The organism is Afifella marina DSM 2698 (assembly GCF_900102695.1).
Classification (GTDB): Bacteria; Pseudomonadota; Alphaproteobacteria; order Rhizobiales; family Afifellaceae; genus Afifella; species Afifella marina.
Genome location: NZ_FMVW01000006.1, coordinates 201884 through 214759, shown reverse-complemented (window position 1 = coordinate 214759; position 12876 = coordinate 201884). Strand labels below are relative to the sequence as shown.

The following is a 12876-nucleotide window of genomic DNA, read 5'->3' as shown; positions in this document are numbered from 1 at the left end:
TCGCCGATCAGGAAGGCCTCAAAGGTTGCCAACTTGCCACTGCCGCGCGGTCGCCCCTGACGCGCCGGGGCCGCGGACCCAGCACGACTCTGGCGCTGCATCAGCTTGATCGCAAAGCTCTCGCTCACTCCGAAATGCTCTGCCGTCGAACGACGCGAATGGCCGCTTGCAATACGAGCCACCACCCGCTCGCGAAGATCCATCGAATAGCATCGGCCCATGATCCACCTCCTCAAACAGTGAATCATGCTTCAGCCAATCCGCAAACCTCCGATTCTCATTTCAGGTCCGATGCTCTAGGCGGCGCTTGCCGGCGTGAGCGCCACACCCTTGATCTGCGCATAGAGCTTCTGGCCCACCTCGAGCTGCAGGTGGTGCCAGGAGCGCCGTGTGACGCGCGACAGGAGCCTGGCGCCTTCGCCGTTTTCGCCGAGGCGCAGGACGAGGAGAGTTTCGTGCGCGCCGACTGGTGTTTCGGAGAGGATCCGCACCGGCAGGATATTGATGATCGTCGTGCCTTCGGGCGGCCGGCGGGTGAGGCTCACATCGCCCGCCGCGATGCGGATCCGGCGGCGGGTGCCGGGCGCCCCGGCCGCGGCGGGGATCTCGAAATGCCCACCGGCGACGGCAAGCCGGGCAAGGCCGAAAGAGGCATCATAGCTTTCGACGACCGCATCGAGGCTGACGACGGCCTCCCGGGAGGCGGCAAGCGGCAGGTTCGGGTCGGCCTGCAATTCCGCGAGGGGACCTGCGGCGAGAACCTTGCCCGCCTGCATCAGAACGAGATGGTCGGCAAGCCGCTCCACCTCGGCGATGTCGTGACTCACATAAAGCACGGGCATGGCGAGGCGGTCGTGCAGACGCTCCAGAAAGGGCAGAACGCCGTCCTTGGTCTGCCGGTCGAGTGCGGAAAGCGGCTCGTCCATCAAGAGGAGCTTGGGCTGTGAGAGAAGTGCTCGGCCGATGGCGACACGCTGGCGTTCACCGCCGGAGAGGTTGCTTGTCGAGCGTGCCAGAAGGTCGCCGATGCCCAACAGCTCGATGACTTCCTCAAAACTCGTGCCGGTGGCGGAGGAGGGCGGTTGTCTCCCGGGCGCGCCAAAGAGAAGATTCTGGCGAACGCTCAGATGCGGGAAAAGGCTCGCCTCTTGAAAGACGTAGCCGATCGGGCGCCGATGCGTCGGACGGAACGTCTTGTCGTCTTGCCACACCTCGCCGTCGATCGAGAACGTGCCCTGCAATCGATTGAGGCCGGCGGCACAGCGCAGCACCGAGGTCTTGCCGCAGCCCGACGGCCCGAAGAGCCCGGTGACGCCTCTTGCCGGGACGGAGAAGGAAGCGTCGAGCGCAAAATTTCCGAGCCGGCCGGAAAAGGCGGCCTCGATCGTGCTTCCTGCCATCGGCGGAGGTGTCTGAACCGTCATTTCCCGGGCCGCGCCACGCGTTTTTCGATGAGTGTCATGGTCAAGATGACGATGAAGGCGAAGACGACCATGCCGGCCGCCAGCACCGTCGCCTCGGCCCAGCGCAACGTCTCCACGTAGTCGTAGATGGCGACCGACAGAACCTTGGTCTCGCCCGGAATGTTGCCGCCGATCATCAGGACCACGCCGAATTCGCCGACCGTATGGGCAAAGCCGAGGACGGCGCCTGTGAGAAAGCCGGGCCGGGCGAGTGGCAGCGCGACGCTCCAAAAGGTGCGCAAAGGCGAGGCGCGCAGGGTCGCGGCCACCTCCAGAGGTCGTTCGCCCATCGCCTCGAAGGCATTGCGGATCGGCTGCACGACGAAGGGCATGGAATAGATGACCGAGCCGATGACGAGGCCCTCGAAGGTGAAGGCGAGCGTGCGTGCGCCCCAGAGTGATGCGATCTGCCCGCCCGGCCCCGAAGGGCCGAGCGCAACGAGAAGATAAAAGCCCAGAACCGTCGGCGGCAGGACGAGGGGCAGCGCCACCACGGTGGCGATTGCCTCCTTCCACCACGCCTTGGAGCGCGCCAGCCACCAGGCGATCGGTGTGCCGACGAGAAGCAGGATCACCGTCGTGATCGCAGCAAGCTCGATCGTGAGGCGGATCGCCGAGAGGGTTTCAGACGAAAGCTCCGGCACGGACAATCAGCTTCCCGCGGCCGTGCCGTAGCCGTATTTCTCGATGATGGCGCCGGCTTCCGGTCCCTTCAGGAAATCGAGAAAGGCCTTCGCCGCAGCGCTCTCCTCGCCCTTCTTCAAGAGGACGGCGTCCTGCTTGATCGGCGTGTAGAGATCGACGGGCACTTCCCAGCGCGAGCCTTCGCTGTTCGCCGCAATCTGCGACAGGGCCACGAAACCAAGCTCGGCATTGCCAGTTTGCACGAACTGAAAGGCCTGGGCGATGTTGTTGCCCTGGACGATCTTCGGCTCAAGGTCGTCGTAGACGCCGAGCGCCTTCATCGTCTCAACAGCGGCCGCGCCATAAGGGGCGGTCGTCGGATTGGCGATCGAGATCTTGTTGAAATCGCCGGATCTCAGGGTGTCTTCGCCGCTGACGAGGTCGGCGTCGGTGCTCCACAGCACGATCTTGCCGATCGCATAGGTGAACGCGCTTCCCTCCACCGCATAGCCTTCGGAGACCGCTTTTGCCGGCCGCTCGTCATCTGCGGCAAGAAACACCTCAAACGGCGCATCCTGGCTGATCTGCGTGTAGAGCTGGCCGGTCGAGCCGAAAGACAGAGCCGCTTCGTCGCCGGTCTTTTCCTTGAAGGCCGCGGCGATCTCCTTGGCCGCCTCGGTGAAATTGGCGGCGACGGCGACATTCGTCTCAGCCGCCGCAGCCATCGATGCCGGCAGAGAGATGGCGGCGACCACAAGCCCGGCCGCAAGAGAGCGCAAAGACATCATTTCTGTTCCCCCAATGATCAGTCGATCGCAAGAATGACATGGGCCGCGTCGAAGAGAGCACATGCCGGTTTTCCGGGTTCGAGCCCCAGAGATCTGGCGCTTTCGGCCGTGATGGTGGCGGCGAGGCTTTTCTCGCCGCCGATGTCGAGAACCACTTCGGTGGTAACTTCGGAGGGCGTCAGCCGGCGCACCTGGCCGGCGACGCAATTGCGCACCGACATGGGCGGGGCGCTTTTGCCGGGCGCGATGATGACGAAGGGCGCCTTGATGAGGGCGACGGCCTCCCGGCCGATGCACAGGCCGAGCGCCTTCAGGCTCTCCTGGGTGACGACGGCGTAGATCGTCGTATCCTCGTTGACCTTGATGGCCACCTCGCAGGCGACCGTGTCGGAGACGATCTGCGTGATCGTGCCTCTCAGCGCATTGCGGGCCGAGGTCTTCATGAGAACTCCCGAGACGAGGTTGAGCGGAGAAATGCCGGTGCCGGACAGATGCGGCTCGATGGAGCGCACGACGCGCGCCATCTCCACCTCGAGCTTGTGATAGGCCTCGATGACCTTGATGCCGGTCGGGGTCAGGGTCGCCCCGCCGCCGGAACGTCCGCCGGTGCGCTTTTCCAGAAGGGGCTGACCGAACAGATTGGCCATGGCGTCGAGCGCATCCCATGCGGCCTTGTAGGTGATGCCGGCAGCCTTCGCCCCGGCCGTGATCGAGCCCTCCCGCGCCACGGCTTCGAGCAGGCGGATCCTGTCGCGGCCGACCGCCGGCGATTCCGCGCTGCGCAAAGATACGAGGGCTTCGATTTCCATTGCCGGGGGTGCTCGTCTAACGTCGTATAGTCAAACTACATAACGTGTCGCTAAGTTCATAGATAGTTCGACGTTTGGGGGACAAGGATATGAAGCTTAGTGCGCGCAACCAGCTCAAGGGCAAGGTCGTGGAAGTGTTGAAGGGGGCGACCACGTCGCATGTTCGCATCGACATTGGCGGAGCGGTCATCACCTCATCGATTACCAACGAGGCCGTCGACGAGTTGGGCCTTAAGGTCGGTCAGGAGGCTTATGCGGTCGTGAAGGCTTCCGACGTGATGGTCGGCGTCAGCGACTGACATGAGCGGGCGAGACGTGGACGATCAAAGGGAGCGCGCCGTTTCGGCGCCTCCGCCCGTCGATGCGGGCCTCGTCTTTATCGGCCGTGCCCGTACCCCCTGGAAATCGCGGATGGATTGTCCGCGCATGGGACGACCGGACGGGCCTTTGTGCCGGTTGGAAATCTTCGAGCCGTGGACCGAGGCGCTGCAGACCATCGCGCTCTACGAACGGCTCGAAGTGCTCTACTGGCTGCACCGGTCCCGCCGCGATCTCGTCCTGCAAAGCCCCAGAGGCGGCGGCGAGGCGCGGGGAACGTTCGCGCTCCGCTCGCCGGTGCGGCCAAATCCGATCGGTTCTTCGATCGTCAGACTGGTGGCGGTGGAGGAGGGGGCGCTCTTGGTGCGCGGCATGGATTGTCTCGACGAGACGCCGCTCATCGACATCAAGCCGGACCGCTGCCTCTATAAGCCCGCCGGACCTCCGCATCCGGGCGATCAGCAGGTGGAGGCGACGTGAGCGCGCGTTCGCGCCCTGAGTTGCGGGTTGCGGCGAGGTCAACCGAGGTCTGCGGAGGTCCTATTCCCGTCACGTCATAACGGTCGATCCGAGGCCTTTAGACGTGCGGCAAGGCGCTCCGCTTTAGGCGATGCTAAGCATTGTCCGCCGGTGAAAATTTGTTACAGAAGTGGCGTTGCTCCTGCCTACGGACCGGACAGTGCCAAAGGACAAGCTTCTCAATCCGGCGCGCCAGCGCGCGGCTTTCGAGCGGGTGCGCAAGGCGCACCAATCGGAAGTGGCGGAGGATTATGTCGAGCTGATCGACGATTTGATCGCCGTCCGTGGAGAGGCGCGTGGAACCGACCTCGTGGAGCGCTTCGGGGTGACGCACGCCACGGTCAACCGCACGATTCAGCGGTTGATCCGCGACGGGCTGGTGCGCTCTGAACCCTATCGTTCGATCTTCCTGACCGATGCCGGCAAAGCCCTGGCCGCACGCGCACGCGAACGCCATGCGCTGGTGCGCGATTTCCTCCTCGCGATCGGCACGAGCCGCGAAATCGCCGAACAGGACGCGGAAGGCGTGGAGCATCATGTCAGCGACGAAACGCTCGCGGCATTCCGGGACTTTCTCAAACGCCAGAACTGAACGTGCGGTGCTGAACGGGTCGCCGGGCGTTCGCAAAGAGCATTTTTATGAGCTGGGCAAGGGATCGACGGCGCGCCTTGACGGCCTTCCAGTTGCGCCCGAATTCTCAGTGGCGTGGGCACCTTCGGCACCGTCCGGACGGTGCGCCCTTTGCCGCCGACGCGCAACGTCGCATCCCTGGCTTGCACCATGGGATTGTCATCCGGCGCCGATATTGTGACAAGATCGACGCAAAGCGCACTCAGGAGATGGGATTGTCATGAAGATCGCGGTTTTAGGAGGCGACGGCTTCGTCGGCTGGCCAACCGTCTTGCATTTGTCGAAGCGTGGGCACGAGGTCCACATCATCGACAATCTGAGCCGTCGCTGGATCGACACCGAGCTTGGCGTTCAGTCGCTTACCCCGATGGATTCCATCCAGGAACGTTGCCGGGTCTGGCGCGAACTGACAGGGGTTGCACTGCGCTTCCATCTGATCGACGTCGCCAAGGAATACGAGCGGTTCAAGAACTGGCTTGATGAGAATCGTCCCGCGGCGATCATCCACTTCGCCGAGCAGCGCGCTGCGCCCTATTCGATGAAGTCGGACCGTCATAAGACCTACACGGTCGACAACAACGTCAACGCCACCCACAACATTCTGAACGCCATGGTCGCGGTCGATCTCGACGCGCATCTCGTGCATCTCGGCACCATGGGCGTTTATGGCTATGGCACGGTGAAGGCGCAGATCCCGGAAGGCTATCTGCCGGTCAAGATCCAGAGCCAGACGGGCGAGTGGGAGGATCGCGAAATCCTCTATCCGGCCAATCCGGGCAGCGTCTATCACATGACGAAATGCCTCGATCAGCTGCTGTTCCAGTTCTACGCCAAGAATGACGGCATCCGCGTCACCGACCTGCATCAAGGCGTCGTTTGGGGGACCAACACCGCCGAAACGAAGATGCACGAACAGCTCATCAATCGTTTCGATTATGACGGCGATTACGGCACCGTCCTTAACCGCTTCCTGATTCAGGCCGCGGTCGGCTATCCGCTCACCGTGCACGGCACCGGTGGGCAGACGCGCGCTTTCATCCATATTCAGGATTCCGTGCGCTGCATCGAAATTGCTCTCAAGAATCCGCCGGCGGCGGGTGAACCGGTCAAGATCTTCAACCAGGCGACGGAGACCCATCGGGTGCGCGATCTCGCCGAGCTCGTTGCGAAGATGACGGACGCGAAGATCATCAACCTGCCGAACCCTCGCAAAGAGGCGGACGAAAACGAGCTTTCCGTCTGCAACGAAAAGTTCCTAGCTCTCGGCCTCGATCCGATCCGGCTTGAGGAAGGCCTCTTGTCGGAAGTGATCGACGTGGCCCGCAAATACGCCTACCGAATCGACAAAACGCGCATTCCGTGCGTGTCTGGGTGGACGAAAGAGCGTAACAAGGCGATTAATACCCACCCAGGTTCGCCGAAATTGACGGCAATCTCCTAAAGTTCATAGAAAGTCTCGGCCGTATGGCGAAAGTTGCCTATGCTACCCTTGCCGCAAATCCTGATTACTTGATCGGAGCGACGGCGCTTGCGCGTTCATTCCGTATGACGGAATCGGAAGCGCCGCTGCTTGTCCTGGCCCCGGAGGATCTTCCGGGGCTCGATCAGATGGAAGCGGAAGGGGTGAGGGTGGTTCCGACACGTCCGCCGGAGGTGTCGGAAGCTTTCCGCGAACGCCATAGCCGGGCCGCCCAGCACCGTGAAGCGCCCTTCACGAGGGGAGAGAAGCCGAGCTTTCACGACCCGCTTCTCAATTTTGCCAAGCTGCGGCTCTGGGAGCTCGATGAATACGAGCGCATCGTCTTCGTTGATGCCGATGCGCTCTTTCTGCGCAATTGCGACAAGCTCTTCGGCTATCCGGGGTTTTCCGCCGCGCCGAACGTCTATGACGCGCTCGACGGTTTCCATCGGCTGAATTCCGGCGTCTTCGTAACCGAGCCCAACAAGGCGACCTACGAGACGATGATGCTGGTCCTCGACGCGCCCGACGCGTTCTGGCCCCGCACCGATCAGAGCTTTTTGCAGGATTACTTCGCCGACTGGCACGGCCTGCCGTACATCTACAACGTCCTTCAATACGTCTATTTCCGGTTGCCGCAGCTGTGGAACTGGGATGCCACCAAGATCCTGCACTACCAATACGAAAAGCCCTGGCAGGAAGATCATCCCAAGCGCGCCGAGCTCGGGCCGCTGATCGATTTGTGGTGGAACGTCATGGAAGGGCGTGGATTGCCGGAATCGCTCGATCCGATCGTGCCGGTCGCGTAGGGATTTTCCCTGCGCATGAGCGACAAGTCGCCCCTCGTTCTCGTCACCGGCGGGACTGGCTATGTCGGCCAGCTGATTGCCGGCTATCTGGCCGGCCATGGTCTTCGGATCAGGCTCGCCTCGCGGACCCGGCCGCCCGAGGGGCGTTTTTCCTTTCCCTTTGAGTGGGTGCCCTTTGCGCTCGATCCGCAGCGTGAATTCGGCAACGCCCTTGCGGACGTGGATCACGTCGTCCACGCCGCTTTTCGCCATGTGGCGGGCCGCTACCGCGGTGGCGAGGGCGACGACGTCGAAGGTTTCTACCGCGCCAACCGCGACGCTTCTTTGCGCTTTCTGGCTGAGGCCAAAGCTTCGGGCGTGAAGCGTGCCATCTTCTTGTCGAGCCGTGCCGTCTACGGTTCGCTGGAAGGACCGCTCGATGAGACGATGGTGCCCGAGCCGGACACCCATTACGGCCACGTCAAGCTCGCCGTGGAACGGGGACTGCGCAAACTCTGCCTCGCCCCGCCGGAGGCGTTTGCTCCGCCCGCCGTTCCAGCCGTCACGCCGGCCACCCCGCCTATGGGCTTTGCCGGGGCCTCGCTTAGAGTGACGGGTGTTTATGGTCTCGTGGAACCGGTGGAGCGGACGAAATGGATGAGCATCGCACGCCAGATTCTTGACGGGACTCTTGAAATTGCGCCGCGCGTCGCGACGGAGGTTCATGGCGAGGATGTCGGGCAGGCCGTCGCTATCCTCCTTGGTGCTCCCGCGGAAATGGCTGCCGGACAGGTCTACAACTGCTCCGATCTTCTTCTCAGCAACCGCGAGATCGTGGCGGCGTTGCGCGAGGCACTGGCCCGGCCAGGATCGCTACCTGAAAGGGGCGACGAAAGAAGTGTCGCCATCATGTGTTGTGATCGCTTAAGGAGACTGGGCTGGCAACCGGGCGGGCGGACGCAATTCGCCGGCACGATCGATGTACTCGCCGGCGTTTGTGGAGCCGAAGCGAATGAACACACAAGCTTTCCGTGAGCATCCGCAACGGGAATACCTGATCCGCGAGCTGCATGCGCGGCCGTCCGAGCCGATGCGCGCCCCCTTGCGCATCTCGCAATTTGCCGCCTTGTCTGGCGAGAAGAGCCTGGAGGCGGACCGGGAGCATCTGGCGCGCCTTTGCGCCCGTCTCGGCGGCTCAGCTCCCTCAAGCGACGCGAAACACCATACATCCGAGTTTGGTGGTCTCACCGTAAAATGGGAGCGCCATACGGAATTCTGCTCCTACACTTTTTTCCGGCGGGCGCATTTCACCCACCCCTTCGAAGACACGATCATCGAGGAACTGCCGCGCGACTGGCTCGCGGAAGTGCCGGGGGAGATCTTGTCGGCGGTGCATTTGGCGATCATCCCGAAAGAAGTGGAGATGCCGAGCCCGGAGGAGATCTCGCTCCGGCATTTCAATGGCAATCCTCTGATCGGCAATGCCGTGGCCGGTGGCAAGGCTCTGGTATGGGCCGATTTCCGCCTGCATTCCGACCATTTCACGCGCATCCTGATCCAGGACAAGGGGCTCGAGGAGCGCCATGCCGGCCGTACCGTGCAGCGGCTTGTCGAACTCAACACCTATCGCGCGCTCGCGCTACTGGCTCTGCCGATCGCCCAGGAGGCAACGCCGCGGCTGCGCTCGGTCGACGAGGCGCTCGCTGATATCAGTGCGCGCATGGCCGACCGGACAGACAAGACGAGCGACGCCGATCTGCTGCGCCATCTGTCCCAACTCTCTGCCGAGATCGAAAGCGTGGCGGCGCGCACCAGCTATCGTTTCGGCGCATCGCGCGCCTATTATCAGCTCGTCAAACAGCGGCTGCGCGATCTGCGTTTGGAGCGCATGGACGAGGTGTTGACCATCGACGGCTTTTTGGACCGGCGCATGGGGCCGGCGATGGCGACTTGCGAATCGGCTGAGGAGCGCCAGGAGGCGCTGGCGCAGCGTGCGGCCCGTGTCGGCAGCCTTCTGCGTGCGCGTGTCGAGGTGGAACTCGAAGAGCAGAACCGCGACCTTTTGAAGAATATGGACGAGCGCGCGCGCGTTCAGCTCAAACTGCAGGAAACGGTCGAAGGCCTGTCGGTGGTGGCGATCAGTTATTACGCCATCGGTCTCGTCGGCTATCTCTTCAAGGCCGCGGAAAGCGCCGGCACGCCGATCAATGTTGGTCTGGCGACGGGTCTTGCGGTGCCGTTTGTGGCAGGTCTCGTGTGGTACGGGGTCCGCCGGGCACGTCGTGCAGCTGCCAAAAAGAATCCCGATTAGACCACGACCTGAACCTCAGATTGACGTTGGTCGAAGGCACGGGCTCGCAGGCTATCCCATCCTTGTCGGCGTCGTGGTGTGGCCGGCGTGCGCACAGCGGTGCGGCTTTCTGAAGCTATGTTGTGCCGAGGTTACTCGCTCGCCTGCGCCTGTTCGGCAAGGCGCGAGGCGATCTCCGCGCCGTTGGTGCCGTTGCGGGCGCCGATCGTGCTGAGCGTATCGCCAAGGGAAGCCTTGATCCCGGCCTGATGCAGCACCGCCAGTGCGGTCTCCGGTTCCAGTCCGAAGGCGGGGGCCGCTTTCTCAAGGGGCGCGCTCGATAACGCCTGAAGCACGGTGGTCGGGCTCACATGCTGAGCGTTTCCCGTCATTCCGGTGAGCGCCACCGATGCCACAAGGGCGATCCCGAAGGCGCCCCGGCCGGAACCCCGTTTGAACGACCGCGCAAAAATTCGCCAGTTGCGGACCAAGAGCCAGAGTGCGGCGACGATGAAGAGAACACTCAGCCATTCATGCGCGAAGCGAACGAGATCGCTGTAGCGATGCGTGAGCATCATGATCCCGGTCACGCCCGAGACGACCAGGAGCGCGATCATGGCCGGCTTCACGATCGTGTCGGTCGGGTCGCTGCCGCGCGAGTCCATGTTTGCGTTCCTTCCCGCAGACGGGGAGAGAGAAGGGCGGGCGTCCCGCCCTTCCGACAGAAATCAGTCGCGCGGCGGCAAAAACGTCTTGTTCGAGCGCCAGGCATCGACGCTCCACGGGCCGGGCCCGGCGAAGACGAGATAGAAGAACAAGAAACAGAAGAGGATCGCCGCATCGCCGCCATTCAGCACGGGATAGAAGGCACGTGGGAAATGCGCGATGAAATAGGCGAAGGCCATAAGGCCGGAGAGCACGAAGGCTACCGGCCGCGTGAACAGGCCGACAACGAGGAGCGCGCCCCCGCACATTTCGAGAATGCCGGCGTACCAACCGAGGCTGAACGCCGCCGTCACATGGTCTGCAGGCGGGAAGCCCAAGAGCTTCTGCGTGCCGTGCTCCATGAACAGGAGTGCGGCGACGATGCGCACGATGCTGAGGACGCGTGGCGCCCAAATTGTCTCAAGATCCTTGGTGGTCATGGAAACGTCCTTCTTGATGATCGCCTGGATCCGCGAGCCTTGCCCGCAAACCGCCCCGGCCGCTTCGTTCGCCCGCACGCGGAGGAGGAGCCGCGTCCCACGGGCGATGACGAGCGATCAGCCTGCCCGGAGAAAGCCACAGCATGGCTTCTCCCGCAAATTAACAGCTGGTAAGTCAGGGGCTTAAGAATGGACTCAGATGAGTCGCATGAGGAGGCCGTGGAGCTAAGTTATAGGTCCCGCAGGGTTTTCTTTGTTCCTGCACACACTCTTCAACCTGCCGTGACCCTCTCTCACAAGGTTTCACGCTCAACCTCTGCCTCCACGGGCGCGGCAACTTTCCTGTCTCATGCAGGCAGTTTGCCGATGTCGTCCGGGCGTGCGGCGAAGGCGTTTTCGCCTCGACCGCGCGTGCAAAAAGGGTGCGGGAGACGTTTCTCATGACGCGCGTCCTGGCGATCGATCTCGGGGGCTCGGCTCTCAAGGCATGCCTGTTCGATGCGGACGGGTCGGTTGCGGCGAGCGCGAATGCCGAAACGGGCTTCGAGGAGAAGGCGCCCGGAAATTCCGAGCAGGAGCCGGCGTTCTGGTGGGAGGCTCTGACAAGCGCCTGCGAACGGATCGCAAGCGAGAACGAGGGGGGCCTCGATGGCGTTGCGGCGGTGGCGCTGTGCGGTTTCACCCGCACGCAGGTCTTTCTCGATCAGGCGGGGAGAAGCGTGCGTCCGGCGCTCGGCTTTCGCGATTCGCGCGCTGAAAGCGTGCTTGCGGCTGTGCGCAGAGACGAGGCTCTCTGTGCCGACGGTGTGCTCGCAGGCCTCAACGCCTTCCATCCGACCGCGCGCCTCCTCTGGTTGAAGGAGAATGAGGCGGCGAATTGGGAACGAACGCGGCTCGTTCTGGAGCCCAAGGATTATCTCAATCTGCAACTGACCGGCATCGCCCGGTCCGACCGCGTCTCTCAGCATTGGCTGGCGCAATCTCTCGCAGGCGGCGACGCCTCGGTTGCGGCGCGGCTCGGCATTGCACGCGCGCTTCTTCCCCCGCTCGGGCGGCCGGAAGACATCGTCGGTCAGGTGCGCGAGGGGCTTGCGGGCGCGCTGGGCGCGCTTGCCGGAGCCAAGGTTCTGTGCGGCTCCAACGACAGCTGGACGGCGGTCGCCGGTCTCGGAGGCCTCAAGAGCGGGAGCGCGTACTGCATTTCCGGCTCGTCGGAGGTCTTCGGCCTGCTTTCGCATCGGCGCGGGGAGGCTGAAGGGCTGATCACCATCCCCTGGGGGGAGGAGCTGTGGCATCTGGGTGGTCCAGGTCAAAACGGCGCCAACCTTCTCACCTGGATCGTCGATTGGCTCGATACGACGCCTCGTCCGTTCCAGGAACGGCTGGCGGCGCTTTTGGGAGAGCCTGAAAATCCGCGCCCGCTTCTCTTTCACCCGTATCTGCACGGAGAGCGCACACCGTTCTGGGACGGCGATCTTGCGGCCTCCTTTCTCGGCATGACGTCCGGCCATGGCCGGGGTGATCTCGTGCGCGCCGTCATGCAGGGGGTCGGCTTCCTCAACCGCACCGTGCTGGAGCGGGCGGAGACCGCGACAGGCCTCACGGCGGAAGCCGTTCGCATGGCCGGAGGTGGCACCAAAAGTCCAATCTGGAACCAGATGCGTGCCGATATTCTCGGCCGTCCCGTCCTCGTCTCTCGCCACGTGGAGATGGGGCTTGCCGGTTGCTTTGCCCTTTGTCGGGTTGCCCTTGGATTTGCCGAGAACATTGGCGCAGCCGCACCCGAGGCAGATTTTACCTCCTACCTGCCGCATGCGGCACAGCATGCGCATTACGATGCGCTCTATGCCCTTTTCACCGAGATGCACGAGCCGGTGGCACATGCGGCTCGGTCTCTCGAGAAGCTTCGCCGGGGGGCGAGTTGAATGCGCCGGCCGGGGAGCGACATGCGGCTTTACGAGCAAAGTGCCGATCCGGCCCTTGACCTTACGCCGCATTCTGCGCCACGCGAACGTTCACGCATAATGTACTGAAATGACTCT

The 12876-nt window shown here is 63.2% G+C and carries 14 protein-coding genes and 1 pseudogene; 8 read left to right on the top strand and 7 right to left on the bottom strand.

Translation table 11 applies throughout. The features are described from left to right. The 5 genes and pseudogenes from BLP76_RS13770 to BLP76_RS13750 all read right to left on the bottom strand — a co-directional run. A pseudogene (locus tag BLP76_RS13770) lies at nucleotides 1-221 on the bottom strand (IS630 family transposase); the annotation flags it as partial. 75 nt (nucleotides 222-296) lie between these two features. After that, nucleotides 297-1400 (bottom strand): molybdenum ABC transporter ATP-binding protein, encoded by a 1104-nt coding sequence (gene modC / locus BLP76_RS13765; RefSeq protein WP_092814412.1) that lies wholly within the window; start codon nucleotides 1398-1400, stop codon nucleotides 297-299. Between the two features lie 20 nt (nucleotides 1401-1420). Further along, entirely contained in the window at nucleotides 1421-2107 is a 687-nt protein-coding gene (gene modB, locus BLP76_RS13760) for a molybdate ABC transporter permease subunit (protein WP_092814409.1), read from the bottom strand. A gap of 6 nt (nucleotides 2108-2113) precedes the next feature. Further along, the gene (gene modA / locus BLP76_RS13755; protein WP_092814318.1) at nucleotides 2114-2875 is read right to left on the bottom strand and encodes a molybdate ABC transporter substrate-binding protein; all 762 of its coding nucleotides are present in this window, start codon (nucleotides 2873-2875) and stop codon (nucleotides 2114-2116) included. A 17-nt stretch (nucleotides 2876-2892) separates the two neighbouring features. Beyond that, on the bottom strand, nucleotides 2893-3684 hold the full coding sequence (locus BLP76_RS13750; protein ID WP_092814315.1) for a TOBE domain-containing protein: 792 nt from the start codon (nucleotides 3682-3684) through the stop codon (nucleotides 2893-2895). A gap of 89 nt (nucleotides 3685-3773) precedes the next feature. Here BLP76_RS13750 and BLP76_RS13745 point away from each other — a divergent pair, with 89 nt between their 5' ends. From BLP76_RS13745 to BLP76_RS13715, 7 genes are all read left to right on the top strand, one after another. Continuing rightward, nucleotides 3774-3983 (top strand): TOBE domain-containing protein, encoded by a 210-nt coding sequence (locus BLP76_RS13745; RefSeq protein ID WP_092814312.1) that lies wholly within the window; start codon nucleotides 3774-3776, stop codon nucleotides 3981-3983. Nucleotides 3984-3999: 16 nt separating this feature from the next. Next, nucleotides 4000-4482, top strand: a complete 483-nt coding sequence (gene tsaA, locus BLP76_RS13740; RefSeq protein ID WP_425284197.1) for a tRNA (N6-threonylcarbamoyladenosine(37)-N6)-methyltransferase TrmO — start codon at nucleotides 4000-4002, stop codon at nucleotides 4480-4482. A 199-nt stretch (nucleotides 4483-4681) separates the two neighbouring features. Then, entirely contained in the window at nucleotides 4682-5113 is a 432-nt protein-coding gene (gene mntR / locus BLP76_RS13735) for a manganese-binding transcriptional regulator MntR (RefSeq protein WP_244514585.1), read from the top strand. Between the two features lie 259 nt (nucleotides 5114-5372). After that, nucleotides 5373-6593 (top strand): NAD-dependent epimerase/dehydratase family protein, encoded by a 1221-nt coding sequence (locus BLP76_RS13730; RefSeq protein ID WP_092814304.1) that lies wholly within the window; start codon nucleotides 5373-5375, stop codon nucleotides 6591-6593. A gap of 23 nt (nucleotides 6594-6616) precedes the next feature. Then, entirely contained in the window at nucleotides 6617-7420 is an 804-nt protein-coding gene (locus BLP76_RS13725) for a glycosyltransferase (RefSeq protein WP_092814301.1), read from the top strand. 15 nt (nucleotides 7421-7435) lie between these two features. Continuing rightward, nucleotides 7436-8434, top strand: a complete 999-nt coding sequence (locus BLP76_RS13720; protein ID WP_092814298.1) for an NAD-dependent epimerase/dehydratase family protein — start codon at nucleotides 7436-7438, stop codon at nucleotides 8432-8434. Further along, on the top strand, nucleotides 8412-9710 hold the full coding sequence (locus BLP76_RS13715) for a DUF3422 family protein (protein WP_092814295.1): 1299 nt from the start codon (nucleotides 8412-8414) through the stop codon (nucleotides 9708-9710). Before BLP76_RS13720 ends, BLP76_RS13715 begins: the two co-directional genes overlap by 23 nt. 131 nt (nucleotides 9711-9841) lie before the next feature. Here the strand turns inward: BLP76_RS13715 and BLP76_RS13710 are convergent, their stop codons facing one another. Then, nucleotides 9842-10354, bottom strand: coding sequence for a DUF4405 domain-containing protein (locus tag BLP76_RS13710; protein WP_092814292.1), 513 nt, complete (start codon nucleotides 10352-10354; stop codon nucleotides 9842-9844). 63 nt (nucleotides 10355-10417) lie between these two features. Next, the gene (locus BLP76_RS13705) at nucleotides 10418-10834 is read right to left on the bottom strand and encodes a DoxX family protein (RefSeq protein WP_092814406.1); all 417 of its coding nucleotides are present in this window, start codon (nucleotides 10832-10834) and stop codon (nucleotides 10418-10420) included. A 440-nt stretch (nucleotides 10835-11274) separates the two neighbouring features. On the opposite strand from BLP76_RS13705, the gene BLP76_RS13700 reads away from it, so the two are divergent. Then, complete coding sequence (locus BLP76_RS13700; protein WP_111328826.1) at nucleotides 11275-12759, top strand: xylulokinase; 1485 nt, start codon at nucleotides 11275-11277, stop codon at nucleotides 12757-12759. Nucleotides 12760-12876 lie beyond the last annotated feature (117 nt).

Coding starts and splice junctions, on each gene's coding strand:
- BLP76_RS13705 (WP_092814406.1), bottom strand. CDS start 10,834: ATGACCACCAAGGATCTTGAGACAATTTGGGCGCCACGCGTCCTCAGC.
- modA (WP_092814318.1), bottom strand. CDS start 2,875: ATGATGTCTTTGCGCTCTCTTGCGGCCGGGCTTGTGGTCGCCGCCATC.
- BLP76_RS13725 (WP_092814301.1), top strand. CDS start 6,617: ATGGCGAAAGTTGCCTATGCTACCCTTGCCGCAAATCCTGATTACTTG.
- BLP76_RS13750 (WP_092814315.1), bottom strand. CDS start 3,684: ATGGAAATCGAAGCCCTCGTATCTTTGCGCAGCGCGGAATCGCCGGCG.
- BLP76_RS13710 (WP_092814292.1), bottom strand. CDS start 10,354: ATGGACTCGCGCGGCAGCGACCCGACCGACACGATCGTGAAGCCGGCC.
- BLP76_RS13745 (WP_092814312.1), top strand. CDS start 3,774: ATGAAGCTTAGTGCGCGCAACCAGCTCAAGGGCAAGGTCGTGGAAGTG.
- modC (WP_092814412.1), bottom strand. CDS start 1,400: ATGGCAGGAAGCACGATCGAGGCCGCCTTTTCCGGCCGGCTCGGAAAT.
- BLP76_RS13715 (WP_092814295.1), top strand. CDS start 8,412: ATGAACACACAAGCTTTCCGTGAGCATCCGCAACGGGAATACCTGATC.
- BLP76_RS13730 (WP_092814304.1), top strand. CDS start 5,373: ATGAAGATCGCGGTTTTAGGAGGCGACGGCTTCGTCGGCTGGCCAACC.
- BLP76_RS13700 (WP_111328826.1), top strand. CDS start 11,275: ATGACGCGCGTCCTGGCGATCGATCTCGGGGGCTCGGCTCTCAAGGCA.
- BLP76_RS13720 (WP_092814298.1), top strand. CDS start 7,436: ATGAGCGACAAGTCGCCCCTCGTTCTCGTCACCGGCGGGACTGGCTAT.